Origin of the sequence: Streptomyces sp. NPDC057307 (genome assembly GCF_042667665.1) — a bacterium.
GTDB lineage: Bacteria > Actinomycetota > Actinomycetes > Streptomycetales > Streptomycetaceae > Streptomyces.
Map to the genome: position 1 here is coordinate 1 of NZ_JBHUZM010000050.1, position 25,054 is coordinate 25,054.

Annotated in this window: 25 protein-coding genes; 7 read left to right on the forward strand and 18 right to left on the reverse strand. The window is 71.2% G+C overall.

All coding sequences use genetic code 11. From position 1 onward, the window contains the following. Positions 1 to 180 precede the first annotated feature (180 nt). Complete coding sequence (locus ACFUN8_RS18925) at positions 181 to 933, forward strand: SURF1 family protein (protein WP_383638501.1); 753 nt, start codon at positions 181 to 183, stop codon at positions 931 to 933. Between the two features lie 156 nt (positions 934 to 1,089). Here the strand turns inward: ACFUN8_RS18925 and ACFUN8_RS18930 are convergent, their stop codons facing one another. The 7 genes from ACFUN8_RS18930 to ACFUN8_RS18960 all read right to left on the reverse strand — a co-directional run bounded on the left by ACFUN8_RS18930 (position 1,090) and on the right by ACFUN8_RS18960 (position 8,559). Next, positions 1,090 to 2,193, reverse strand: a complete 1,104-nt coding sequence (locus ACFUN8_RS18930) for a DUF4232 domain-containing protein (protein WP_383638504.1) — start codon at positions 2,191 to 2,193, stop codon at positions 1,090 to 1,092. Positions 2,194 to 2,381: 188 nt separating this feature from the next. Continuing rightward, positions 2,382 to 3,044 carry a SigE family RNA polymerase sigma factor gene (locus ACFUN8_RS18935; RefSeq protein WP_383638507.1) on the reverse strand — a complete coding sequence of 221 codons (663 nt, stop codon included), beginning with the start codon at positions 3,042 to 3,044 and terminating at the stop codon, positions 2,382 to 2,384. Positions 3,045 to 3,440: 396 nt separating this feature from the next. After that, positions 3,441 to 4,499 carry an aspartate-semialdehyde dehydrogenase gene (locus ACFUN8_RS18940; protein ID WP_383638511.1) on the reverse strand — a complete coding sequence of 353 codons (1,059 nt, stop codon included), beginning with the start codon at positions 4,497 to 4,499 and terminating at the stop codon, positions 3,441 to 3,443. A gap of 25 nt (positions 4,500 to 4,524) precedes the next feature. Continuing rightward, a complete protein-coding gene (locus ACFUN8_RS18945; RefSeq protein ID WP_383638615.1) occupies positions 4,525 to 5,796 on the reverse strand; it encodes an aspartate kinase in 1,272 nt (423 codons plus the stop codon). A 357-nt stretch (positions 5,797 to 6,153) separates the two neighbouring features. Beyond that, positions 6,154 to 7,056 carry a hypothetical protein gene (locus tag ACFUN8_RS18950; RefSeq protein ID WP_383638514.1) on the reverse strand — a complete coding sequence of 301 codons (903 nt, stop codon included), beginning with the start codon at positions 7,054 to 7,056 and terminating at the stop codon, positions 6,154 to 6,156. A 59-nt stretch (positions 7,057 to 7,115) separates the two neighbouring features. After that, on the reverse strand, positions 7,116 to 8,048 hold the full coding sequence (locus ACFUN8_RS18955) for an aminoglycoside phosphotransferase family protein (protein WP_383638517.1): 933 nt from the start codon (positions 8,046 to 8,048) through the stop codon (positions 7,116 to 7,118). Between the two features lie 64 nt (positions 8,049 to 8,112). After that, positions 8,113 to 8,559, reverse strand: coding sequence for a VOC family protein (locus tag ACFUN8_RS18960; RefSeq protein ID WP_383638520.1), 447 nt, complete (start codon positions 8,557 to 8,559; stop codon positions 8,113 to 8,115). Positions 8,560 to 8,652: 93 nt separating this feature from the next. Between ACFUN8_RS18960 and ACFUN8_RS18965 the strand changes: the two genes are divergently transcribed. Beyond that, a complete protein-coding gene (locus ACFUN8_RS18965) occupies positions 8,653 to 9,639 on the forward strand; it encodes a helix-turn-helix transcriptional regulator (RefSeq protein ID WP_383638523.1) in 987 nt (328 codons plus the stop codon). Here ACFUN8_RS18965 and ACFUN8_RS18970 read toward each other — a convergent pair. Next, complete coding sequence (locus ACFUN8_RS18970) at positions 9,636 to 10,676, reverse strand: hypothetical protein (protein ID WP_383638526.1); 1,041 nt, start codon at positions 10,674 to 10,676, stop codon at positions 9,636 to 9,638. The two genes, ACFUN8_RS18965 and ACFUN8_RS18970, sit on opposite strands and share 4 nt — an antisense overlap. Positions 10,677 to 10,865: 189 nt before the next feature. Between ACFUN8_RS18970 and ACFUN8_RS18975 the strand changes: the two genes are divergently transcribed. Continuing rightward, positions 10,866 to 12,512 (forward strand): alpha/beta hydrolase, encoded by a 1,647-nt coding sequence (locus ACFUN8_RS18975; protein ID WP_383638529.1) that lies wholly within the window; start codon positions 10,866 to 10,868, stop codon positions 12,510 to 12,512. 120 nt (positions 12,513 to 12,632) lie between these two features. Continuing rightward, a complete protein-coding gene (locus tag ACFUN8_RS18980) occupies positions 12,633 to 12,953 on the forward strand; it encodes a hypothetical protein (protein ID WP_383638532.1) in 321 nt (106 codons plus the stop codon). Positions 12,954 to 12,992: 39 nt separating this feature from the next. On the opposite strand, the gene ACFUN8_RS18985 is transcribed toward ACFUN8_RS18980, so the two are convergent. Further along, entirely contained in the window at positions 12,993 to 13,175 is a 183-nt protein-coding gene (locus tag ACFUN8_RS18985) for a DUF397 domain-containing protein (protein ID WP_383638535.1), read from the reverse strand. Positions 13,176 to 13,415: 240 nt separating this feature from the next. Between ACFUN8_RS18985 and ACFUN8_RS18990 the strand changes: the two genes are divergently transcribed. Beyond that, positions 13,416 to 13,994 (forward strand): flavoprotein, encoded by a 579-nt coding sequence (locus ACFUN8_RS18990; protein WP_383638538.1) that lies wholly within the window; start codon positions 13,416 to 13,418, stop codon positions 13,992 to 13,994. A 28-nt stretch (positions 13,995 to 14,022) separates the two neighbouring features. Here the strand turns inward: ACFUN8_RS18990 and ACFUN8_RS18995 are convergent, their stop codons facing one another. Continuing rightward, positions 14,023 to 14,610 (reverse strand): ArsR/SmtB family transcription factor, encoded by a 588-nt coding sequence (locus tag ACFUN8_RS18995; protein ID WP_383638541.1) that lies wholly within the window; start codon positions 14,608 to 14,610, stop codon positions 14,023 to 14,025. A 92-nt stretch (positions 14,611 to 14,702) separates the two neighbouring features. Between ACFUN8_RS18995 and ACFUN8_RS19000 the strand changes: the two genes are divergently transcribed. Further along, the gene (locus ACFUN8_RS19000) at positions 14,703 to 15,425 is read left to right on the forward strand and encodes a hypothetical protein (RefSeq protein WP_383638618.1); all 723 of its coding nucleotides are present in this window, start codon (positions 14,703 to 14,705) and stop codon (positions 15,423 to 15,425) included. On the opposite strand, the gene ACFUN8_RS19005 is transcribed toward ACFUN8_RS19000, so the two are convergent. The 4 genes from ACFUN8_RS19005 to ACFUN8_RS19020 form a co-directional block, all read right to left on the reverse strand. Beyond that, the gene (locus ACFUN8_RS19005) at positions 15,416 to 16,156 is read right to left on the reverse strand and encodes a 3-keto-5-aminohexanoate cleavage protein (RefSeq protein WP_383638621.1); all 741 of its coding nucleotides are present in this window, start codon (positions 16,154 to 16,156) and stop codon (positions 15,416 to 15,418) included. The genes ACFUN8_RS19000 and ACFUN8_RS19005 overlap by 10 nt on opposite strands. A gap of 10 nt (positions 16,157 to 16,166) precedes the next feature. Further along, complete coding sequence (locus ACFUN8_RS19010) at positions 16,167 to 16,832, reverse strand: DUF5063 domain-containing protein (RefSeq protein WP_383638544.1); 666 nt, start codon at positions 16,830 to 16,832, stop codon at positions 16,167 to 16,169. Beyond that, positions 16,825 to 17,424 carry a recombination mediator RecR gene (gene recR / locus ACFUN8_RS19015; protein WP_382564712.1) on the reverse strand — a complete coding sequence of 200 codons (600 nt, stop codon included), beginning with the start codon at positions 17,422 to 17,424 and terminating at the stop codon, positions 16,825 to 16,827. The genes ACFUN8_RS19010 and recR overlap by 8 nt, the downstream gene beginning before the upstream one ends. A gap of 62 nt (positions 17,425 to 17,486) precedes the next feature. Further along, a complete protein-coding gene (locus ACFUN8_RS19020; protein WP_382564713.1) occupies positions 17,487 to 17,822 on the reverse strand; it encodes a YbaB/EbfC family nucleoid-associated protein in 336 nt (111 codons plus the stop codon). A gap of 257 nt (positions 17,823 to 18,079) precedes the next feature. Here ACFUN8_RS19020 and ACFUN8_RS19025 point away from each other — a divergent pair, with 257 nt between their 5' ends. Next, the gene (locus tag ACFUN8_RS19025) at positions 18,080 to 18,901 is read left to right on the forward strand and encodes an SLATT domain-containing protein (protein ID WP_383638549.1); all 822 of its coding nucleotides are present in this window, start codon (positions 18,080 to 18,082) and stop codon (positions 18,899 to 18,901) included. Between the two features lie 189 nt (positions 18,902 to 19,090). On the opposite strand, the gene ACFUN8_RS19030 is transcribed toward ACFUN8_RS19025, so the two are convergent. The 4 genes from ACFUN8_RS19030 to ACFUN8_RS19045 form a co-directional block, all read right to left on the reverse strand. Next, on the reverse strand, positions 19,091 to 19,741 hold the full coding sequence (locus ACFUN8_RS19030; RefSeq protein WP_382564293.1) for a hypothetical protein: 651 nt from the start codon (positions 19,739 to 19,741) through the stop codon (positions 19,091 to 19,093). Positions 19,742 to 19,910: 169 nt separating this feature from the next. Further along, positions 19,911 to 22,457, reverse strand: coding sequence for a glycosyltransferase (locus tag ACFUN8_RS19035; protein WP_383638552.1), 2,547 nt, complete (start codon positions 22,455 to 22,457; stop codon positions 19,911 to 19,913). 11 nt (positions 22,458 to 22,468) lie between these two features. Continuing rightward, the gene (locus ACFUN8_RS19040; protein ID WP_383638555.1) at positions 22,469 to 23,161 is read right to left on the reverse strand and encodes a GntR family transcriptional regulator; all 693 of its coding nucleotides are present in this window, start codon (positions 23,159 to 23,161) and stop codon (positions 22,469 to 22,471) included. A 153-nt stretch (positions 23,162 to 23,314) separates the two neighbouring features. After that, a complete protein-coding gene (locus ACFUN8_RS19045; RefSeq protein ID WP_383638558.1) occupies positions 23,315 to 24,994 on the reverse strand; it encodes a hypothetical protein in 1,680 nt (559 codons plus the stop codon). Positions 24,995 to 25,054: the final 60 nt, after the last annotated feature.

A 25,054-nucleotide genomic window follows, 5' to 3' on the forward strand; every position in this document is an offset into this window, starting at 1 on the left:
GGCCGCATGTGCGGCCGTCCGGCGATCAAGGACGGAGCGGCCACCGGGGGCGCCGAGCAGGGCCGCGGAGCGCCGACGGAGGGCTGGGGAAAGTCGGGCAGGGCCGCGCGGGCCCGAAGGGTGGCCTTGGTGGACCAACCCGCCCCACGGGTCCCCGGGCCCGCTGCGTACCGTAGAGGGGTGTACCGGTTCCTGCTGACGCCCCGGTGGTGGGGCATCAATGTCTTCGTGCTGCTGGCCATCCCCTTCTGCATCTTCATGGGGACCTGGCAGCTCGGCCGTTTCGAGGACCGCGTCGACTCGCATCGGAGCGCCGAGTCCGCGCCCGATCCGGGCAAGCGCGCCGCCGCGCCGCTCGCGGAGCTGCTGCCCGTCGACCAGGCGACCTCGGGTCGGCACGCCACGGCGAGTGGTACGTACGCGGATCAACTCGTCGTACCGAACCGGGAGTTGGACGACAAGTCCGGCTCGTACATACTGGCGCTCCTGCGGACCGACAGCGGCCGGGCGCTGCCCGTCGTACGCGGCTGGCTGCCGGCCGGTGAGGCCGTACCCCCCGCCCCGAAGGGCGAGGTCACCGTGACCGGCGCGCTTCAGGCGCCGGAGAACTCGGGCACCGACGGCGCCGACTCCCGCGGCGGCCTGCCGAGCGGACAGGTCGGCATCATCAGCGGGGCGTCGCTGGTCAATCTCGTGCCCTACGAGGTGTACGACGCCTGGGTCACGCTCACCGAGCCCGAGGCCGGGCTGACGCCCGTACCGGCGCGGGCGCCGCAGGGCAGTGGGCTGGATCTGAAGGCGTTCCAGAACCTCGGTTACACGGGTGAGTGGTTCGTCTTCGTCGCGTTCGTGCTCTTCATGTGGTTCCGGCTGTTCCGGCGCGAGACGGAGGCGGTCAGGGACCGCGCGCTGGGCCTGGAGACGGCCGCGTAAGGAATCGTGGTGCGGTGTACCAGGCGCACCGCAAGCACCGCACGCGCCGGACGCACCGCACGCGCCGGGCGCACCGCAAGCACCGCACGCGCCGGACGCACCGCACGCGCCGGGCGCACCGGGCACAGCACCTGCCCTACCAACCGCACCACGTCGTTACGACGCTTCCAGCACACCCGTCCGGTAGATCGTCCCCGCGCACGCGTTCTCGATCGTCGTCGTCGCCGCCGGTTCCGAGCCGGACTCCGGGGTGTGTACGACGTCGATGCTGCCGTCCTCGGGTCCCTCATCGCTGCCGAGCTGCGGGGACGGCTGCTCGATCGGCGTCGATCCGGTGCCGTTCGTCGCGCCGCCGGAGTCGCCTTCCGTGGGCGAGGGGTTCGGTGACGGCTCGCCGGTCGGACAGGTGTCGGTCGGCACCCAGGCGAACATCACCTCGTACGCCCCCGAGGGCGGCAGCACCAGGCTGGCCGACTCCATCGACGGGTCGGGCAGCCCGCTCGCGGGGTCGCCCGGGGTGTGGTCCACCACTTCGATCTTGCTCGGGTCGGCGGCGCCCGTCGCCAGGAAGCCGACGGAGCCGTGGCCGCTGACCGAGCAGTCGGTGCCGGAGGCGTTGGAGATACGGAAGCGCCCGTACACCGTGCCGTCGGCCTGCGGTTCGCCCGCGTCCGCCGTCACGTCGAGCTGACTCGCGTCGCACGTGGCGGTGGAGTTGGTGAAGCTGCTCTCCGGATCGCCCCCGCCGCCACCGGACGTACCGCCCGTGTTCCCGCCGTCGCTCGTCTCGGGCTTGTCCTTGTCGCCCGAGCCGTCCTTCCCGCTGTCCGTCTTGTCCGACGGGTCGGTGCCGTCCTTCTCACTGTCCTTCGGGCCGCCGTCGGAGCCGGTGCCGCCCTGGACCTGCTCCCCGTGGCCCACGTTGAAAGACTTGTCGTCCGAGGAACTGCCGGTGTTCGCGACATGTACGAAGGCGGGCACCGCCGTACTGATCAGGAGCGCGGCCGCAGCGACACCCACGAACGCCTGGCGCTTGCGCGCGCGCCTCGCGGGCACCGCCCTGCGCAGATGGTCGAGGGCTCCGGCGGAGGGCTCGATCTCCTGGACCGCCCCGTGCAGGAGCCGGCGCAGCGCCAGCTCGTCGTCGATCCCGCCGCCGTCACCACCGCTACCGCCGGCGTTACTGCCGCCACCGGCACTACCGGCGCCACCGACACCCGCACCGGCGAAGAGCGCGCCGAGGGGCTGGGGCTGAGTCACATCTGCTGGGGGGTGGGGGTCACTGTCGGCGGCGTCTTCCGCGCCCCGCGTGCCGTCGGCCACACTGTGGAGGTCTCCGCCCGGTTCTTCTTCCGGCCCGTTGTTCACAGTTCCATTTCCAGTCGACTTGGCTGTCGGACCGTCCGGCCCCTCCGGCCTTTCGTGGTCCTGATCGTGCTCGTGCCCGCTCATGCCGTGGCCTCCATGGCGATACGCAGCGCCGCGATGCCCCGCGAGCCGTACGCCTTCACCGAGCCCAGGGATATGCCGAGCGTCTCGGAGACCTGTGCCTCCGTCATGTCGGCGAAGTAGCGCAGCACCAGGACCTCGCGCTGGCGGCGTTGCAGCCCGCGCATCGCCTTGATCAGCGCGTCGCGCTCCAGCAGGTCGTACGCGCCTTCCTCGGCACTCGCCATGTCGGGCATCGGCTTCGACAGCAGCTTGAGCCCGAGGATGCGGCGGCGCAGCGCGGAACGCGACAGGTTGACGACGGTCTGGCGCAGATACGCCAGGGTCTTCTCCGGCTCGCGTACCCGATTGCGCGCCGAGTGCACGCGGATGAACGCTTCCTGTACGACGTCCTCGCAGGAGGCCGTGTCGTCCAGGAGCAGTGCCGCGAGACCGAGCAGTGAGCGGTAGTGCTGTCGGTAGGTCTCGGTCAGATGGTCGACGGTGGTACCTGTTGCCATCGCGTCGTCAGCGCCCTCGCGCCGGTCCGATATACCGGCCGGGCGCGCCGCTGGCATGGGAGCGATCACCGGCATACCACCGGACCTGCGGGGTCGACGGGCCGGCCGCACCGAAGTGCCGCGAACCGGGACGACCGCTGTGAAATCGAGAACCTCTGCCACGCCTGTTGGACACGCTTCCCCCGCCCAGGGTTGTACGCGTTCGCCGCCGCATTTGACGATGCACCAATTGCCCTCATGCGTAACCGATCTCCCCCACATGCCCCATTTGCCCACGGCACCACACAGGGGCGACCGCATAGACGCTTCCGGCCAACCAGCGGTTGCAGAAAGTCGAAAGAGCATCGTCCGCCACCGGAACACCCCAGTTCAAGTGGTACAGACCAGCGATTTGCTCACAGGGCGTTCACAGATTCTACAAACCGTTCGGTGGCCGCCCCGGGCGGCACCCACTCCCCGGACCTCGCCCGGAACCCGCCCGGACCTCACCCCGGACAACTCCCCGAGCCTCGCCCCGCACCAACCCCCGGACCGCCCCGGCCTCTCCCCCAACCCCGCCTACCCCCGGGTGAATTCCCCCGCCACGGCCTCCGCGATCTGCGCGCAGTTGAGCGCCGCGCCCTTACGGAGGTTGTCCCCGCACACGAACAGCTCCAGCGCCCGCTCGTCGTCCAGCGACCGCCGCACCCGTCCCACCCACGTCGGGTCGGTCCCCACCACGTCCGCCGGCGTCGGGAAGTCCCCCGCCGCCGGATTGTCGAACAGCACCACACCCGGCGACGTCGCCAGGATCTCGTGCGCCCGGTCCACCGTCACCGGCCCCTCGAAGCGCGCGTGGACGGCGAGCGAGTGCGCGGTGATCACGGGCACGTGCACGCACGTCACGGCGACCTTCAGATCGGGCAGGTCGAGGATCTTCCGGGTCTCCTCGCGGATCGCCATCTCCTCCGACGACCAGCCGTCCTCCATGAGCGACCCGGCCCACGGCACGACGTTGAGCGCCAGCGGTCCGCCGAAGGGCCCGGTGATGTCGCCCACCGCGCGCCGTACGTCCCCGGGGTTCGTCCCCAGCTCCGTACCGGCCACCATCGACAGCTGTCTGCGCAGCGCCGAGATGCCGTCCTGTCCGGCGGCGCTGACCGCCTGGTAGGAGGAGACGACCAGCTCGCGCACCCCGAACTCCGCGTGCAGCGAGCCGACCGCGACGATCATCGAGAGCGTGGCGCAGCCCGGACTCGCGATGATCCCGCGCGGACGGAGACGCCCGGCATGCGGATTCAGTTCGGGCACCACGAGCGGTACGTCCGGATCCATCCGGAACGCGGCGGAGGCGTCGACCACGACCGCGCCCTGGGACACCGCGATGGGTGCCCACTGGGCGGACACCGCGTCCGGTACGAGGAACAGCGCGACGTCCACGCCGGCGAGCGCGGCCTCGCTGAGCGCCACGACCTCGGTCTCCTCGCCCCGTACGGCCAGCTTGCGGCCGGCCGCGCGGGGTGAGGCGAGAAGGCGGATCTCACCCCAGATGTCGGCGTGCTGCGACAGAATCTGGAGCATGACGGCGCCGACGCCCCCGGTCGCGCCTACGACCGCGAGCGTCGGCCGGCCGTTCATCGGCCCGCGCTTCCGCGACTTCTGATCATCGTCCGGTGCCTCCGTAGACGACCGCCTCGTCGGATTCGGTGTCGAGGCCGAAGGCGGTGTGCACGGCGCGTACGGCCTCGTTCACGTCGTCGGCGCGGGTGACGACCGAGATCCGGATCTCGGAGGTCGAGATCAGCTCGATGTTCACGTTCGCCTCGGACAACGCCTCGAAGAAACCGGCCGTGACGCCCGGGTTCGTCTTCATACCGGCGCCGACGAGCGAGATCTTCCCGATCTGGTCGTCGTAGCGCAGCGAGTCGAAGCCGATCGTGCCCTTCGCCTTCTCCAGGGCGTCGATGGCCTTGCGGCCCTCGGTCTTGGGGAGGGTGAAGGAGATGTCGGTCAGCCCGGTGGACGCGGCGGACACGTTCTGCACCACCATGTCGATGTTGATCTCCGCGTTCGCGATGGCGCGGAAGATCCCGGCGGCCTCGCCCGGCTTGTCGGGAACGCCGACGACGGTGATCTTGGCCTCGGAGACGTCGTGGGCGACTCCGGAGATGATGGCGTGCTCCACCTGCTGGTCCCCTTGCGGCTCGTTGCTGACCCAGGTGCCGCGCAGTCCGGAGAAGGACGAGCGGACATGGATCGGGATGTTGTATCGGCGTGCGTACTCGACGCAGCGGTGCAGCAGCACCTTGGAGCCGGACGCGGCCAGCTCCAGCATGTCCTCGATGGAGATCCAGTCGATCTTCCGGGCCTTCGGGACGACGCGGGGGTCGGCGGTGAAGACACCGTCGACGTCCGTGTAGATCTCACAGACCTCGGCGTCCAGCGCGGCGGCGAGGGCGACGGCGGTGGTGTCGGAGCCGCCCCTGCCGAGCGTGGTGATGTCCTTCTTGTCCTGCGAGACACCCTGGAATCCGGCGACGATGGCGATGTTGCCCTCGTCCAGCGCCGTACGGATGCGGCCGGGCGTGACATCGATGATGCGCGCCTTGTTGTGGACCGAGTCGGTGATGACACCGGCCTGGCTGCCGGTGAACGACTGGGCCTCGTGGCCCAGGCTTTTGATCGCCATGGCCAGCAGCGCCATGGAGATGCGCTCTCCCGAGGTCAACAGCATGTCCAGTTCCCGACCCGCGGGGATCGGGGACACCTGCTCGGCGAGATCGGTCAGCTCGTCCGTCGTGTCGCCCATCGCGGATACCACGACGACCACTTGGTGGCCGTTCTTCTTGGCATCGACGATTCGCTTGGCAACGCGCTTGATGCCTTCGGCATCGGCAACGGAGGAGCCTCCGTACTTCTGCACGACAAGGCCCACGTGCGCTCCTCGATCAGTCATGCCGCAGTCGTTCATCACTGCGGTCGGCTCAGTCTAACGAGCAGCCGCATTCCGCTTGAGGTATATCGCATCGTGAGATGTCCCGCTCACGCCTTGATCACCAGCGAAGGTCGTCCCAGGTCGTCCGAGGTAGTCCAAGGCCGTCCCGGGTCACCCAGGAAGCGGGGCGGCTGCCCGGTGGACATCCATGCCCGGTCTGACGCGGACCACGCGGAACGTGGGCCGGGTCACACGCGTGGACCGGGCCGGTCACCCGCGCCGACCACAACGATCCGGCAGATCAGACGGATCGGTGCCGACCACGCCGATCGGGCGGATCGAGCCGACCGCGCCTCATCATCGGCCCAGACCCGGGATCCTCCAGAGCGACCCGCCGCCGCCCCCGAGGTCGGTGGCGTAGGCGTCGCCCCGCTCGTCCATCGTGAAGCCGACGGAGTTCAGGCCCCGGATGTCGGCGAAGTGGACCTTGCGGCCGGTGGCCGGGTCCAGCCGGGTGACCTGGTCCGCCACGGCGAAGTACACCTGACCGTCGGGGCCGACGGAGATGGACGTGGGCTCGTACGTCTCCGAGGCCAAGATCTCGGTGGCGCCCGTGGCCACCTTCGTACGGAGGACGCGCCCGGCCATCATGTCGGCGGTGTACGCGTTGCCCTTGCCGTCGAGCGCGATGCCCTGCGACAGTCCGAGGCCGTCGGCGACGACCCGGGGATCGCGGCCGTCCCGCACCTCCACCAACTGCCCGTTCCCGCCGGTGACATAGGTGCTGCCGGCGGCGTCGTCGTGGACGACGGCCTGGAGCGCGCCGAGCCCGGAGGCCAGCACCTGCCGGGCGCCGGTGGCGAGGTCGACGCGCTGGAGGCTGCCGCCGAAGTCGACGACGTACGCGCTGCCGCCGTGGACGTCGACGCCCCGGAGGTTGCCGAGACCGCGCGCGACGACGGTGGAGGCGCCGGAGCCGAGGTCCACCTCGCGCAGGTCGCCGTTCTGGTACGTGACGTAGGCGCCGCCCTGTCCGTCGGGCGCGACCCTGAGGGGTTCACCGAGACCGCTCGCGAGGCGGACGCAGGCGGTGGAGGGGCAGGCGATGGTGGTGACGGCGGGGGCGGGCGGTGCGACGGCGGCGGGCGCGGTCGGTGCGACGGGGGCGGGGGTGGCGCTCGCGGGGATGCCGCCGGCCGCGACGAGGCCGCCCGCGGCGAGGGTTCCGGCAGCGACGCACTGGATGATCTTTCCGAGCACGGAACCTCCGTAAGAACGCCGGTGTATATGGAGGTATACGGCGGAAGGGGGACGTCCGTTCAAATCCAGGTGTCGGTGCGGGTGCCGGTGTCGGTGCGGGTGCCGGTCGATGCCTCCGCCGCCTCCGTCAGTTCATCCGCGATGGCCTCGTCGATCTGGCGGCGGGTCTGCGCGGCCACGCGCGGGTTGGTGGCCGCGTAGTGCGTGTACGCGTTCAGCCCGGTCGCCAGCGCGAACCCCCGCCCCCGCGCCCACGTGGCGTCGTCCACGCCGAGCGCCGCGCGGAAGACGGGCCTGGTCGCGGCCGAGAGGGTGGTCCAGGCGACCATCAGGTCGCAGGCGGGGTCGCCCACGCCGAGCCCGCCGAAGTCGATGACGGCGCTCGGATGCCCGTCGACCGTCAGCAGATTGCCGGTGTGGAAGTCACCGTGGAACCAGACGGGCGCCGCGTCCCACGCCGGAGCCGCCAGCGCGGCGTCCCACACGCGCGTCATGGCGTCGGCGAAGACGCCGCCCGTGCGGGCCTTGATGGCGGTACGGGTCGTGTCGTCGCGCTCCACGAGTGACCAGTGGCTCAGGCCGTGGTCCTCGTCGGCCACGGTCGGTATTCGCCGAAGTGCCTTGAGGAACCTCCCGAGTTCGGCGGCGGCCCCCGCCGGATCGGCGAACCCGTCCGCCGTCGCGACGTCCCCCTCCAGCCACCGCGCGACGGACCAGTGGTACGGATACCCGAACCCCGGCACCCCGAGCCCGAGCGGCACGGGCGTGGCCAACGGCAGCTCGGGCGCGAGCCGGGGCAGCCACGCGTGCTCCTTGCGCGCCTGCCCCGCGGCCCAGTCGCCTCTCGGCAGCCGTACGGCCATGTCGTCACCGAGCAGGAAGATCACGTGATCGGACCCCCCGTCGGCGAGCCGCGCGAGCCCGAGCCCGCTCCACCGCGGAAACTGGGCCGCCAACAGCCTTCGTACGAGGTCGACTTCGATCTCGGGCACGCGTGCTCCCCCTCAGTCGGTCCGGGTGGTCCGTCCGGGTCGTCCGTTCAGTCCGTCCGGTCGATCAGTTCCGCTGATTCTGCCGCTGCGTGATGTTGACCATCCACGTGGTCCCGAACCGGTCCACGAGCGACCCCGCCTCGTCGCCCCACGCCTGCTTCTCCAGAGGCATGGTCACGGTGCCCCCGACGGACAACTTCTCGAAGTGGCCGCGCAGTTCGCCGTCATCGCCGCCGAGGGAGACCGCGACGTTGCTGCCCGGGTGGTACGGCACCCCCTCCGGCACATCCCAGGCCATCAGCGTGTAGCCGCCCGGGGTGTCGAGCCGGGCGTGCATGATCTTGGCGGCGTCGGGGGCGTCCTGTGCATCGGCGGCGTCGGGCGCCGCCGGGGCGCCGAAGTCCGCGGCCGTACCCAGCTCCAGCTCGCCGCCGAACACCGCGTGGTAGAACTCCATCGCCTGCCGCGCGTTCCCGTTGAAACCGATGTACGGGTTGAGTTGAGACCCCATCTGATGCTCCTTCGTGTGGGCGAGTTACGACTCCCGAGGAGCCTCCCAACGAATCACGACACCCCATGTCACGTATTCCTCTACGGTCTTCGCATGCGCGCCGATCGGCTGGTCTCCCTGGTCCTGCTGCTGCGCCAGCGCGGCCGGCTGACGGCGGACACGCTGGCCCGCGAGCTGGAGGTGTCCACCCGCACCGTGCTGCGCGACATCGAGGCACTGTCCGCGTCCGGCGTCCCGGTGTACGCCGAACGCGGCCGGCACGGCGGATTCGCGCTGCTGCCCGGCTTCCGAACCGAGCTGACCGGACTGAACCACGACGAGGCCCTTGCCCTGCTGGTCGCCGGATCGCGGCGCGGCGCGCAGGCGTTCGGCCTCGGCCCGGCACTCGCCTCGGCCATGCTCAAGGTGGTCGACGCGCTGCCCGAAAGCCATCGGGACACCGCGGCCGGCGTGGCCGAGCGACTGCTCATCGACCCGGAGACCGACCTCCTCTCACGACGGCTGGACGCCGAGGAGGTGCCCGGCCCCATAGCCGCCGAGGTCCGGCGCGCGGTGTTCGCCGGACACAAGCTGCGCATCCACTACGCGGCGGTGGACCAGACCCCGAAGTGGCGCACGGTGGACCCGATCGGCCTCGTCACCGTGCGCGACCAGGGTTACTTGCTGGCCACGAGAGCCGGCGCGGACCGCACCTACCGGCTGTCCCGGATCCTGGCCGCCGAGGAACTCCCCGAGCCCGCGGAGCGACCGGACCGGGTCGATCTGGACCGGGCCTGGCAGGAACGCGGCACCCGGTTCCGGACCGGCGGCGACCGCCAAGTCACCGCGCTGGTACGGGTGGACCCGGCCCGGCGGGAGGACCTGGTGGGCACCGCGCTGGCCGTCCTCGCCGAAGAAACGGACGCGGTGGACGCGGCGGACGGCTGGCTGCGGCTGGAGGTGACCTTCCAGGACGCGGGCCACGCCGAATGGGCCCTGTGGCAGCTCGCCATGAACGCGGAAGCCCTCGCCCCGCAGTGGCTGCGCACCGCCCTGCGGGACCGCGCCACCGCCGTCGCCACCCGCTACGCGGCGTCCTAGTTCACCCGCCGGGGACCCCAGTAGGCGGCCCGTACCTCCCCCTCCGCGAAGTCCCGGCGTGGCAGACGCAGGCCGAGGGACAGCTCCAGGGCGTGGAAGTACAGCTCGAACGTGTTGGTCAGTTCGGGGTGGTCCAACTCGGCCCGGCGCACGGCCCTGTTGAGGAAGTCCAACTCGCCGCCCCGCAGATAGGGCGTGAAGCCGCGCTCGTACCAGATCAGCTCCAGCACGCCCCAGTCGTCGTCGACGCGGCGTCCGTCCCGTATGTAGTCGAAGGTGTAGATGGCCTTCGCGGAGGTGGCGGTGAGCCACACGCTGTCCTTGATCCCGAGCGCCGCGTACGCCTCCTTGTCGGCGAAGGACCCCGGTGGCGTGTCGTGGTGCAGCAGGAACGTCCACCCGCCCGCCTGCCCGAAACAGCAGCTCTCCCACTGGCGGTCCCAGTGGGCCCGGCCGCCGTCCACGGCCTGTAGATCCTTCAGGCGCGTACCGGCCGCGACCTGTGCGGGATCGGCCCCGTACAGCAGGGCCAGCCGCTCGGCGTCGACCGTTCGGCCGGGCGCCGCGCGGAAGAAGGCAAGCGTCGTGTACGGGTCCTGTTCACGCCAGGACCTGGCTATCCAGGCGAGCCCCTCAAGCGGGTCGCGCCCGCACGCCTCGACCGTCCCCGTGTCGTCCAGTCCGCCACCGAGGAACCGTCTGCCCCACGCCGGATCGATTCGTCCCAGCATCTCGGCCACCTCCTGGAGGCTGCCGCCGCGCCGGCGCATCGCGGCCTCGGCGATCAGGTAAAGCGCCTGTTCGAGGTCGCGGGTGGCGAAGACTTCCCGGTAGGGAGGGTGATGGCCGCGCAGCGTGCCGTCCTGGTCCAGCAGCAGGCACAGGCGGCCGTCGTCCGCCTCCTCGGCGCGCTCGACGTACGCGTCCAGTTCGTCGTCCGAGAGCGCGACGGGCGGCAGCGCGACCTCGTCGAGAAGGGCGTGTCGCGCGGCCGTCCGCTGCCAGGCCTCCGCGAGCGTCCGCTGGGTGATCTCCATGGCGTGAATATAGAAGCGGGCACTGACAACCGGCCGCCCTCCTCATCTCCCCTACGCCCCGGGGACCATCCTCGGCCGCCACATCACCCCCAAGGCGGAGGGGAGTTGGGGCCGTGCGGCCGATGTTCCCGACGTACGCCACCTGAATCATCGTTCCTGTCCGAACACGCGACCGGAAGGAACGAATACGTGCGTAGACGATGGCTCGGATCCCTGTTGGCCGTCAGTGTCACAGCGACGCTGGCTCCCGCGCTCGCCACCTCGACGGCCACGGCCGCGCCGGCCGCTACCCGGTCGTCCGCCGCCAAGGGCGCGCTGGACCAGTACGTGAAGCAGAAGCCGCAGTGGAAGCGGTGCGACGCGACCGCTCCGGCGGAGTTCGAGTGCGCCACGATCAAGGTCCCGCTGGACTACCGGAATCCCGGGGGCAAGCGGCTCGACCTGGCCATATCCCGGCTCAGGAGCACCGCGCCCGACAAACGGCGAGGTGTCCTGCTCTCCAACCCCGGCGGCCCCGGCGGACAGGGCCTGTACATGCCGCTGGGGCTGCGCGAGACCCTCCCCGAGTCCGCGCAGCAGAAGTACGACCTCATCGGCTTCGACCCGCGCGGGGTGGGCGAGAGCAGCCCGGTTTCCTGCGGTCTGAAGCCGGAGGAGGAGAACTGGCTGCGGCCGTACAAGGAGGAGACGTTCGACAAGGACGTCGCCTGGGCGCGCGACGTCGCGAACAAGTGCAGGGAGAAGGCGGGCGACACACTCCCGTACATCACCACACGCAACACCGTGCGCGACATGGATGTGCTGCGGGCGGTCCTCGGCGAGAAGAAGATCTCGTACGTGGGTTACTCGTACGGCACCTACCTGGGCGCCGTCTACACCCAGCTCTTCCCGGGCCGGGCCGACCGGTTCGTCCTGGACAGCGCGGTCGACCCGGCGCGCGCCTGGCGGGGGATGATCCAGTGGTGGGCGGAGGGCGCGGAGCCCGCGTTCGACCGGTGGACGGAGTGGGCCGCCGAACGTTCGGAGACGTACGGCCTCGGCGACACCCCGAAGAAGGTCGACCGGACCTTCTGGGACCTGGTCGCGCGGGCCGACGAGAAGCCCATCGAGCTGGACGGGTACCCGAACACCGGTGACGACGTCCGGAGCGGGATGCGTGGGGCGGTCTTCACCCCGAAGTACGCCTCCGAGGGAGTCGTGGAGCTGAAGAAGGCCGCGGCCGGACAGCCGGTCTCGGCGAAGAAGCTCGCGGCGTTCATCGGCGGCGACACGGGTGCCACCAGCGCCACGGGCGCCACCGCCGCTGCCGCCGCCGAGGTGCCGTCAGACAACATGACGGCGAGCTTCCTGGCCGTGGTGTGCGGCGACAACTCGGCCGCGTGGTCGCGGAATCCTGAGAGCTATCGGCGGGACGCCATCGAGGACAAGGGCCGCTACCCGCTCTACGGTGACTTCGCGTCCAGCATCAAACCCTGCGCGTTCTGGGACAGGTCCAAGGAACCGGCGACCAAGGTGAACAACAAGGTCGGCTCCCTGATCGTCCAGAACGAGTGGGACTCCCAGACCCCGCTGCCCAGCGCCCAGGCCCTCCACTCCGACCTGAAGGGCTCGAAGATGCTCACGGTCCTCGGCGGCGAGGGCCACGGCGTCTACCCGAACGGCAACGCGTGCACGGACGGCACGGTCACCGGCTACCTGCTCACCGGCAAGCTCCCGGCGAAGGACGTGACCTGCGAGGCGACACCCGCCTCGAACGCGGAGGCACGGAAGAACCAGAAGCGCGGCGGCGTACTCCCCGGCTCTCCACTCGCGGAACGCGCCCCGGACCGCTTCTGAGCCCGACCGCACCGCCTCATTGAGGACGGGGGCGGGACCTCCTGAGGGGTCCCGCCCCCAAGGCGCGTCTGAGTAGCCGGACTCATGCGACGGGCGCCCCCGCCCGCTTTGATCGACACCATGAACACCGCCGCCCCGACCGCAGCCCAGGCCACCCGCCGACTCCGCAAGTGGGCGACGATCTCCGCCCTGTCGCTGGTGCCCGCGACGATCCTGGCGGGCATCCTCGCCCTCACCGGCGAGCGCGCCGGCAGATGCCTCACGTACGGCGGCTGCGACAGCAACCCCGGCTGGCTCTACCAGGGCAGCCTCCTGGTCGCCGGCATCGCCTGGGTGACGGTCCTCAGCGTCCCGCGCAAGACTGTGGGCGGGACGGCGTACGTGCTCCAACTGGCCGCGCAGGGAACGTTCCTGATGGCGGTCGTCACGACCTACCCGTAGCGGCGACGTATCCCCCTCAGCTCCGGCCCGACACCACGCTCAGCCGCCAACGACCGTGCCCTTGCCCCCGAAGGCGCCCCAGGCGGGTGCGGGGAGGCCCAGTTCGGGGCGGTCGGTGAGCTTGGAGTCGCGGACGTGGACGGTGGTGGGGCAGGCGGCGACTTCGACGCAGGCGCCGCCCTCGCCGTTGCTGGACTTGAACCACACCAGCCGGTCCGTCATAGCCGAAAAAAGTCACAGCCCATAGCAGCGACACGGGCCGCGCAAGAGCACCCGCTCTCAGATCGACTGCGCGATGAACCCCCACCTGCACACCACCAGCTGGGCGCCGTCCGAGGCGAGGACGCCGTCCGGGAGGTGGATGGTGCGCCCTTGAGCCGGTCGTGTGGTCGGCACGGACAGTCCGTCGTCCTGCCGTGTTGCGGCGCGGGCGAGTGAGCGGTGGTGAACGACTTTGGGGGAATGACAAGCACTGACGCACCTCCCCCCTTCGGCGGGCGCCTGCTCATCGGGGCCACCGGATCCGCCGCTGTCGCCATGCTTCCGATGTACATCAGCGCTCTGCGCGGGGCGTTCACCGGGACCGTCACCGTCGTGATGACCCATACGGCGGGCATCTTCCTTCCCCCGCACACCGTCGGGTTGTTCGCGGACCGGGTGGTGACGGGTACGGCGCCGGACGACTGGGCCCATGAGAACCACGAGACCCTGGCCGCGGAGCACGACATGATGGCCGTCCTGCCGGCCACCGCGAACATGCTGTCCGTCACCGCGACGGGCGCCGTACCGAACATGCTGTCCGCGACGATCACGGCCGCGGACTTCCCCGTCGTGTTCTTCCCGGTGATGGCCGGAGAGATGTGGCGGAAGCCCGCCGTTCAGCGCAATGTCGAGCAGGTGCGCCAGGACGGGTACCACGTCGTTGATCCGCCGTGGGGGCAGCGTTACGACGTCGGGCTCGGCGGGTTCGTCGAGACTCCCATGCCTCCGGCGCCTCCCCAGTTCGTCGAGGTCATCAGGGAGTTCATGCCCCAGCGCTGAACACCCTGCGGGCACCCCCGGTTGGGCGTCAGTCGGCGGGCAGGCCGAACCAGCGGAGGAGTACGGGGCGTGCGTCGTCGGAGGCTTCTTCCGGGCCGTGGGCATAGCGCGCGAGCAGGGTCAGGTAGTCGTCGTGGAACGCGTCCAGCTCAGCCTTTGTGAGGTGGGTGAGGCTGCGTGAGCCCCGCATCCAGCCTTCGGACTCCGCCTGGCCGGCCGTGAACTGCCGGGCCAGCTCGACGTCCTCCTCCATTCTCATCCGGTCCAGCTCGACCGACATGGCGCGCTCGGCCTCCGTCAGCTCACCCTGCGGCGGTCTGCGGATGTCGAGGCCGCGCACCCCGCGCCACCAGCGCTCGCGTCCGGTGGATCGGTCGGGGATGTCCTCGACGAGGCCGCTGCCCTCCAGCACGCGCAGGTGGTAGCTGAGCGTCCCGGTGTTCTCGTCGAGGGCGGCGGCCAGCGTGGTCGAGGTGGCCGGGCCCGCCGCGCCGAGGTGGCGCAGGATGCGTAGGCGCAGGGGGTGGGAGAGGGCCTTGAGCACCTTGGGGCTGTCGACCGTGTGCCGCACCGCGTCTTCCGCTCCCTGCTCGTCCGCTCTCCGCTCGTTCGTCATGACGGCAGTCTATCCCAATCGCAGAATTTTCTCTGCAGAACTTCCTATGCAGAGAAAATTCTGCAATGCTGTGACACATGACGCCGAACCGAGTGACCTTGAATCGCACAGTCCGCCGCTTCGCGAGTGCCGCCGTGGGGGCGCTGCTTGCCGGACTCGCCCTGGGTGCCACACCCGCGCAGGGAGCCGAACGGGCCGCGGATCCGCCGGTGTTCGACTTCTCCGCCTGCCCGGCCGCCGAGGAACTGCCCGCGGGCGCCGACCCCGGGACCTGGCGCTGCGAGGTCATGCACGCCACGGGGCATCTGCGCATGGGTGACGTCGACGAGCCACTCACCGAACCGATGAAGATCACCTTTGCGGAAGGCCGGGTGGACGGTGAATTCCGGCAGGTCTTCGGGGAGATGACCGCCGCGCCGATCCGGGTCGGAGGCACCCCACTGACCCTGACCCCGCAGTACGGCGGCTACTCGGACTTCCTGTCCGACGACACCCGGCGCGGCGAGTTCGACATCAAGTTCGCCATCGGCTCGGCGTACGGGCCGCCGGCCCGGCCGTCGTCGTCGGGCTGCTCGGTGGGCAGCGACAAGGACGCGGTCCACCTGGTGCTCAAGGACACCGTTCCCACCCGGGTGATATCCGAGGATCCGCTGGTCGTCGCCTTCGGCGCCCAGGACACGGACTTCGCCGCCCCGGGCACGCGGGGCTGCGGGCCCCTGAGCCGTGTGCTCGACCGGGCCCTGGGGCTGCCGTCCGCGGCGGGGGCGAACGCCTTCGACATGGATGTCACGGTGGGCATCCGGCCCTACGTGTGACCTGTGGGCCGGTCGATGAACTCCCTCGCGGACACGATCAGTTGAGCGTTGTCCGAGGCGGGGGTGCCGTCCGGGAGGTGGAGTACGTCCTCCAGGCCGATACGGACGGACAGCCCCTCGGCCACCGCCAGTCGAAGGACCGGCCAGGCCGAGCCGTCCTCGCCGTGCAGCAGGACCGGAAGCGCGGCCGCCGTATCCGCGCCGCGTAGCTCGGCGAGGAGCGCGGCGGCCGTCGCCGGGGCGGTGTGCGGGTCCGGGTCCGTAACCTCGGCCAGCAGCCGCAGTACGCGGTGGGCCGAGGGCCAGGCGAGGAAACGGCGGACCGCGTCCGTACCGGAGTAGAGGCCCGCCTCGACGCCGACACCCCGGTCGAGCAGGGCGTCCGCCACGAGATCGGCGCCGTCCTCGTGCCAGTTGACGGAGGCGTGGTCCGGCAGCACGGTCCAGGCCCGCACCAGCGCGGCCCGCCGCTCGGGGTCGGGAGTCGTCCAGGCACCGGTCGTGACCCCGACCGGAATCCCGGGGACGGCGGCGCGCACCGCCGTGAGCGCGGCGGCGACATGGGGCGCGGCGAGGCTGTCCGTACCGTCGCGGTCCTTCGGGTGCAGATGAATGTCCCCGGCCCCGCCACTGACGGCACCCCGCGCGGCGACGGCAAGCTCGGCCGGGGAGACGGGCAGCCGGGGGTGGTCGGCGCGGGTCCGGGCACCGGTCGGACAGACCTGAAGGATGCGGTGGCCCCTACGCCGGGTCCGCCACCGGGCGCATGCCCAGCGTGCCCAGTTCCTCCGCCATCACCTTGCCCGCCTCCTCAGCCAGCGCGTCCTCGCCCAGGTCCTGGTCCGTGTCCAGGCCGTCGAGCTCCGGGAGGGGCTGGTCGAGGCGGACGTGGGCCACCAGGGACTGGAGGGCGCGGAGTGCGGCCGAGGCCGTGGAGCCCCAGTTGGAGAAGTACGAGAACTGCCACCACCACAGCGCCTCGGTCGTCCGGCCCGCGCGGTAGTGCGCCATGCCGTGGCGCAGGTCGGCGACGATGTCGGCCAGGTCGTCGGAGATACGGCACGGGACCGGCGCCTTGCGGGGCTCGTACGGGTCGAAGACCTCCGAGTACACGTCGATCGGCTCAAGGATCGCCGCGAAGCGCTCGCGCAGGTCGTCGACGTCCGGCTCCGGGCCCAGGTCGGGCTCGTACCGCTCGTCGGGGAGGATGTCCTCGTGCGCGCCCAGCCGGCCGCCGGCCAGGAGCAGTTGGGAGACCTCCAGGAGCAGGAAAGGCACGGCGCTGTCGGGCTCGTCGCCCTTCGCGACCTCCGTGACCGCGACGATGAAACTCTCGACCTGATCGGCGATCTGGACCGCGAAGTCGTCCGGGTCCTGCGTGGTGGAGTGCAGCGTGGCGTCAGACATCGAGAAGTCGTCTCCCCTCGAAGGCACGCCCCAGCGTGACCTCGTCGGCGTATTCCAGGTCGCCCCCCACGGGGAGACCGCTGGCAAGGCGCGTGACGCGCAGGCCCATCGGTTTGATCATGCGGGCGAGGTACGTGGCCGTGGCCTCGCCCTCCAGGTTGGGATCGGTCGCCAGGATCAGTTCGGTGACCGTACCGTCGGCGAGACGGGTCAGCAGCTCACGGATCCGCAGGTCGTCGGGGCCCACGCCCTCGATGGGGCTGATCGCGCCGCCGAGTACGTGGTACTTGCCGCGGAACTCGCGGGTGCGCTCGATGGCGACGACGTCCTTGGGCTCCTCGACGACGCAGATGACCGTCAGATCGCGGCGCGCGTCGCGGCAGATGCCGCACCGCTCCTCCTGCGCCACGTTGCCGCACACCGCGCAGAAGCGGACCTTGTCCTTCACTTCGAGCAGGGTGTGCGCGAGGCGGCGGACGTCGGTCGGTTCGGCCTGGAGGATGTGGAAGGCGATCCGCTGCGCGCTCTTGGGACCGACGCCGGGCAGTCTGCCCAGTTCGTCGATGAGGTCCTGGACCACGCCTTCGTACAACGGATCGCCTTTCCTGGAGCTGTAGTTCGTGTCGCTCGTACGGTAGTTGCTGCGGCGCCCCGCTAGAAGGGCAGGCCCGGCATTCCGCCGAGACCCTGGGCCAGCGGGCCGAGCTTCTCCTGCTGCAACTGCTGCGCGTTCTCGTTCGCCGCGTGGACCGCGGCGATCACGAGATCGGCCAGCGTCTCCGTGTCCTCGGGATCGACCGCCTTGGGGTCGATGACGAGGCCGCGCAGCTCCCCGGAGCCGTTGACGGTCGCCTTCACGAGGCCGCCGCCCGACTGGCCGTCGACCTCGGTCGCGGCCAGTTCCTCCTGGGCCGCCGCGAGGTCCTGCTGCATCTTCTGGGCCTGCTGGAGGATCTCCTGCATGTTGGGCTGGCCACCACCGGGAATCACGGTCACTCCTGGCAAATCGACGTCGGATGTTCGGCAGGTCGAGCCTACGTGGTCACCACGCAGGCCGTCCTACCCCACAGGAACGAACTCTTTCGAGTGAGAGTGCCCGGCTCCTCTACCTGATCACGGCCCCCAAGCGGGGGAAGCGCCCGGATTTCGGGCGCGGGGCCCACCATTCGGCGGTAGGAAGTGCGGTAAGCGTTCGTATCCACGTTTCCATCTTCCACTCAGCCACGCCGTTACGCAGAGGAGCCCCGGTGAGCCAGCCGGACATGCAGCCCGGGGGGCCGGCCCGGGACGAGGGGGCGCGGGGTGCGCCGGGGAGTGTGAATGGGAGCGGCACCGGGAGCGGGGGTGCGGCGGGGCCGGGGGCCGTGCCGTGGGGGGCCGTCTCCGGGGCCTTTCCCGGAGCCTTCCCCGCCGGGGACTGGAGCGAGCCCACGCGACGGCTCGACGAGCTGTACCGATGGGCGGAGGCGGGTGCGCTGCGTACGGTCGCCCGCTACCGGGCGGAGCGCGTACGCAAACGCCGCTGCGCGCGGGCCCTGCGGGCCGCGACGGCGCTCGGCGTGGTCGCGGGCGCGTCGCTGCCGCTGCTGGACCTGACGGGCGTGCTGGGTGTCCTGGGCGGGACGGCGACCGGCTGGGGGTATCTGTCGCTGCTGCTGGCCGCGGCCTGTCTGGGCTGCGACCGGTATTTCGGGCTGACGTCCGGCTGGATGCGGAACGTCGCGACGGCGCAGGCGGTGGAGCGGCGGCTGCAGGCGTTGCAGTACGACTGGGCGTCGGAGTGCGTACGAGAGGTGCTCGGCCCGACGGACGGTACGGCGAGCGAGGCGGCGGATCGGTGTCTGGGGCTGCTGCGGAGGTTCTCGGAGGACGTCACGGAGCTGGTGCGGGCGGAGACGGCGGACTGGATGGTGGAGTACCGGGCCGGGCCCGCGCCGCTGGTGACGCAGTCGCTGGCGATGGGGGGTGCGGGGCGGGCGGAGGGCGGCGGGCTGCATCCGGGGCGGTTTCCGCTGCCGCCGGGGACGCGGCCGAACATGCCGCGGCAGCGTCCGCCGGACGTGCGGTAGGCGCGCCTCTCCCCAACCCCGCCCCTTCCCGAAACCGGGGCAAGCCCCGGACCCCGGGCCCGACCCCGGTCCGAGCCGGTCCGGTAGCCGACGGCACTGTGCCGGGCCCGCCCGCAGGGCGGTTCGTTCTCAATCGCCGGACCGGCTCAGTGAGCCCGTCCGGCGATTGAGGACCCGGCACCGATCCGGTCAGCTGAAGATGATCATCGAGCCCTGGCCCAGGCTTCGCGTCGCCGCCGCGTGGAGGCCCAGCCAGACGTGGCGTTCGCGGGCGAACGGGCTGTCGTCGTACGGGATCGGGCCCGCCGGCTCCTCCAGGGATGTGGGGCCCTGGGGCGGGGCCGGGGCGGTCGGGGGGTTGGTCGGGTCGATGCCGATCGAACGGGCCACCAGTTCCAGTTCGCGCAGCAGTCCCTGCGTCGAGCCCAGCGGGCCGCCGCCCGCGAGGAGTTCCTCGTTGGAGAGCGGGGACGCGTAGTCCACGGGCACGTACGCGCCCGCGTGGTCGTAGTGCCAGACCAGATGCGACTGCTGGGCCGTCGCCTCGAACATCTCCAGCAACTGCTCGTAGTCACCGCCCAGTTCGCCCACCGGCGTCACCGCCAGGCCGCACATCTGGAGCAGATACGCCCGGCGCAGGAAGTGCAGCGCGTCGTAGTCGAAGCCGGCGACGGGTGCGACGTCACCGGAGAGGCCGGGCATGTAGGCGAAGACGGGGACGGACGGCAGCCCGGCGTCGCCGAGTGCCTTGTCGTAGACCGCGATCTCTTCGGCGAAGGGGTTGTCGGGGCTGTGGCACAGCACGTCGACGAGGGGGACCAACCACAGGTCACAGGCCAAGGGAGGCTCGCTCTCCAACGAGTTCGAACGGATTCCGTCGGGTTGCGTCAGGTTCGTACACGTACGTACGAACCCGACCGTCGGGTCAGCGTAATGCGGCGAACGCGATCAGCGAAGACGACCGGCACGGCCGGCATGACCGGCGCCACCGGCACGACCGTCGTCGTCGTCAACGCGCTCTCGGCATATCCCATACCCACGCACCCCCCAATCGCTCCCCCGGCCGCCCCAGCAGTTTCGCCATGACCTCGTACAGCGCCTCGTCGTTGTCCTGCGGGGCGAGCACCACCACGCCCGCCTTCCAGAACGCCAGATCGAGCTTGGCCTGCTCGCGCCAGCGCGTGCCGATGTCCGGGATCCGGCCGCCGTAACGGACGTCGCTCAGCAGGTTGGAGGTGTAGCGCGGCGCCGCGCCGTAGATGCCCATCCGGTCAGGGCCCCAGGGCCCGTTGAAGTAACCCCCGGGCACGGAGAAGCCGAAGCCCGTCGCCGACTGCCAGTGCAGCGCGTCCGCCTCGGCCGGGCTCGGCAGCGGTACGGGGACGACGCTCTCGCCCTCGGCGACGTAGTCCCGGTACATGCCGTCCGTGATGAACCGCGGCACCTCCGCCCGCTCCCGTACCGGCTGCGGCGTCGGCAGGATCGGCAGCAGCGCCGCGGCGACCGCGACCAGCCCCACCACCCGGTGCGTACGGAATTCGAGGTGCGCCATCCGGGCCACCGCGAACGCGACCAGTACGCCGAGCGCCGGGGCGCAGATCATCGCCACCCGCGACTCGATCACCGACTCGAAGAGCGGCTGATGCGCCAGCGCACGCCATGGGCCCGGCAACACCACGTCCGTGAAAGGGATACGGATCTTCTGCCCCAGCGACAGCAGCGCGGCCACGAGCACCGTGCCTGTCAGCGCCTTCACCAGCGGTGAACGCCCCAGCCACACCACGATCCCGAAGGTGAGCGCGGTCAACGGCCAGCCGTAGAAGGCGTTCTGCTCGGTACGGTTCATCGCGAGCGTGTCGGCGCGCGCCTCGTCGCCGAACAGCGCGCGGCCCGAGAACTCCAGAAAGGAGAGCGGGCTGTTGCCGGCGTTGTCGCCGTGCAGGACGCTGTGGTAGCTCTGCGGGCCGAAGAACTGCCAGTACAGCGGGAACGCCACCAGCGGCAGACACACCGCCAGCGCGACGCCGAGCCCACGCAGCAGCGGTCGCCAGGCGGCGCGCGCGACGTCGGGGCGCGCGAGCGCGTACGAGAGGGCGAAGATCAGCATCCCCATCGCGGCGAGCAGCAACGGTTCTTCGCCGAGGAAGATCTGATACGTCGCGAAGAGACCGAGCAGGACGCCGTCGCGGACGAGCCGTCGTCCCTCGGGCCGTGGCTCGCAGAGCCGCAGCGCCCGGTCGATGATCACCGGGATCATGAACAGCACAAGGAAGTTGGGGTGCGCCGTGCCGTGCGACATCATCGGCGGCGCGAACGCTGCGAGCGCCGCGCCGACGGCCGCCGCCGGCCGGACGCGGGTGACGCGGCGTACGAACAGCCAATACCAGGCGACAGCCGTCGCCGTCAGACCGAGCGTGAGGACCAGCGCCCACGTCACCGTCGGGCCGCAGAGGAGCGTGACGGGCGTCAGGGGGACGGACAGGCCGAGCATGACGGTGTTCGCCATCAGGTTCACGCCGTCGGGATGGCCCTGATACGTGGTGAAGAGCGGGTTGCGCAGATGCACGACGTTGTCGGCGGTGACGCCGAAGAACCACTCCCACTGGTTCTGGTCCTGCATCGCGTCGGCGAGATACGCGCGGTCCAGGTCCGCCCACAGGCCCTTGTAGAGAAGGACGGACGCGAGGAGGAAGAGACCGCCGACGGCGAGGTCCACCGGGCGGACACGGGTGCGCAGCCGTACGAGTTCCAGCAGTACACGGCCGTAGTCCGCCGGCCGCACCTTCGACCCGCTCTGGTGCGACCAGCGCACCGGCACCTCGGCGACGGGCCAGCCGGCGCGGCGGAAGTGGCGCAGGATCTCGACGTCTATGCCCCAGCCGTCGAGGCGGGAGGCGGCGAAGGCGGCGCGCGCCTTGTCGCCGTCGAAGAGTTTGAAGCCGCACTGGGTGTCGCGTATGCCGCGTACGGCGACGAGGCGGATGAGGCGGTTGCCGAGGCGGCCGAGCCGTTCGCGCAGGGGGCGTTGGTGTACGTCTATGCGGGAGTCGGGGAGGGCGCGGGAGCCTATCGCGGCGGCGGGTTCGTCGGTGTCATCGCCGTCGCCGTCGCCGTCGCCGGTGCCGGTGCCGGTGTCGTACGGCAGCAGCGCGTCGAGCGCGTCCAGTTCCTCTATCGGCGTCGCCAGGTCCGCGTCCGTGACCAGCACCCGCCTGCCGTACGACGCGAGTACGCCCAGCCGCAGGGCGTACCCCTTCCCGCGGTTCTCGTCGCTCGTCAGTACGTGGACGCGCGGCTCGTCCGCGGCGGCCCGCGCCGCGACCGCGGCGGTGCCGTCCGTCGAGCCGTCGTCAACGACAATCAGCTCCCAGTCACCCCACCGTTCCGGGTCGGCGCGCAGATACGCGCAGATCGCGTCGAGCGTGGGGCGCAGCCGGTGTTCCTCGTTGTACGCGGGGACGACGACGGTCAGGTCCGCCGCCGTACCTATAGCGGGTGTACCTCGTGTATCTGGTGGGCGGGGTGGGCCTGGCGTCGCGTCCGTGCGTCCACTCATCGCGTACCCGCTCACCGCCGCGGACGTCCCAGCTCCGGATCCAGCCGGTCCGCCCACGCCAGCGAGTGCGCCTGGCAGTCTTCGACAACCACGCGCGCCGCGTCCGCGTCGCCGAGCGTGATCGCGTCGACGAGCTGCTCGTGCCCGCTCCACAGCCAGTCCTGGCAGTCGTCGTCACCGCGCAGGAACGGCACGGAGAACACCCACGCCTGCACGCGCATCCGGTGCAGGAAGTCGCAGATGTACTGATTCGCGACGAGCGCGGCCAGCTCCCGCCAGAACCGCAGGTCGTATCCGATGAGGATGTCCAGATCCCCGCCCTTGGCCGCCCGCGCGGCCTCCTCGGCGCGGCGCCGCACCGACACCAGCGCCTCGGAGCGCACCCGCCCGAGGCCGCTCACCGCGATACGGCGGAAGATCCCGTCCGCGATCAGCGAGCGTGCGTCGATCATGGCCCGGAAGTCGGCGACGGTGAACTGGTGGACGTGGAAGCCCCGGTGCTGGTCGGAGTCGAGCAGCCCCTGCGCGGACAGGTCGACCAGCGCCTCCCTGACGGGAGTCGCCGAGACGCCGTACTGCTCGGCGATGTGCTTGACCGTGAACTCCTCGCCCGGGAGCAAACGCCCTGCCAGCACCTCGTCACGCAGTGCGTCCGCGATCTGTTGCCGCAGAGTGTTGCGGGTCACGGCTCCGCTGGCGGGCATTGGTGTTCGTCCCCTCATCCGGCTTTGCACACCTTAAGCCAGGGATCGGGAGGGGCCTCGGCCGGACGGCTGGGCACGTGAGCAGGTCAGCAGGTCAGCGCGCCGGCGGGGCAGTAGGCCGGGGTCAGTGCGTCGGGGTCAGTGGGCCGGCGGTCAGCAGGCGCCCGGCCGTGCGTACACCGTGATCCGCGCGCCGGTGACCCGCCGGGTGCCGCACACCTCGTAGCCCTCGCGCAGCGCCGCGCGCTTCGCCGCCTCCTGGTCCGTGTCGTCCAGCGGCTGGCCCGCCAGGTCGTGGACGGCGACGATGCGCCGGAAGTCCGGCACGCGCTCACGGATCTCGGCGGCCGGCAGCTCGGTGCCGTACAGCGTGTGCGAGGCGCGCGGCGAGGCCCGCAGGGCCAGGTCGGTCAGGCCACGGAAGTCGGCGGGCCGTACGAGGGTCCAGACCCGCCGCCGCGAGGGCAGGAACATCAGCCCGTCCCCCGGCCGCGCCGTCTCCTTCACGGCCTCGGCGATGGCGACGACGTCGTTCTTGCGGCTGTCGGGTGAGCGGAGGTGGCTCCCGGCGGGTACGAGTGCGACGAACGCCGCCGCCAGGGCGAGGACGGTGGTCGTACGTGGGACAAGGCGGGCGATGGGGGTGAGGGCGGGGCGCTTGAGGCGGATCGGTCGGGTCAGCCGGTCGAGGGCGGCGCCTACGAGGAGGGCGAGGCCGACCGCGTAGAAAAGGACGTAGCGGTCGACGTAGAGCTGACGCAGGGGCGAGAGCCCGATGAGGAGGGCGGAGGGAAGCACGAGGAGGGGGAGCGCGAGAGCGGGGAGGGTGGGCAGCGCGGGGGCACGCCCGGCGGGAGCGCGGACGGGGCCGCCACCAGTGCCACCAGCGTCGGCGTCGGCGTCGGCAGTTGTACGGGACATCACGCCCCCCGGCGCGACGTACGCGCACACCCCACCCGCCGCCGACAGGCCCACGAACGCCAGCAGTTCCGCCGTCGTCGGCGGGCCTATCCAGTCGACCTGGGCCGACTGCGTCAGGCTGACCACCCCCAACGGCGCCAGCCCGGCCACCACCGCGCAGGCCGCGACCCGCCACGCCCGCGTCACCGCGGCGGGGAGGGCGGAGCGGGCCACCGTCACGGCGTGTGCCGACAGCGCCAGGACCGCGAACTCGTGCAGCAGCGCGGCCACCAGCAGCAGCCCCGCGTAACCCGCCCACAGCCGCCGGCGCCCCGGCCGGTCCATCGCCCGCAGCAGCAGCCAGGTCGCCCACGTGACCAGCGCGCACACCAACGCGTACGAGCGGCCCTCCTGCGCGTACCGCTGCACCACCGGCAACAGCGGGAACACCAGCCCCGCCAGCAGCCCCACGCGCCGCCCGGCCAGCCGGGCCCCGAGCGCGCCGACTCCCGCCGCCGCCGCTGCCGTCGCGAGGACGGACGGCAGCCGCAGGGCCACCAGCCCAGGACCGTCGCCCGACAGCCCCCACATCCCCCACACCTCGAAGACGCCGTGCATCAGGAGGTAGTAGAGACCGTGAACGGCGTCGACGGTCCCCAGCGTCTGCCAGATCTCGGACACGTCGCGCTGCGCGATCTCCAGCGTGACTGCCTCGTCGGCCCAGAGCGTGCCTCCGCGCCGGATGCCCCACAGGCCGAGTACGAGCGCGAGCACGGCCGGCGCGAGGAGTTGCGCGTACGAGGCGAGGCGGGCACGCGGGCGGACATACGGCCGGGCATACGGGCGGGCAGGCGGACGGACGGCATGGGGGCGAGCCTGCGGCTCCGTGGTGCGGACGAGCGTGGAGATGGCGGGACTCCGTTCACCTGGCATCGGCCGGCTTGGTACGACTCCAACTCCGGCTTCGACTTCGGCTCCGACTCCACCCGCCGG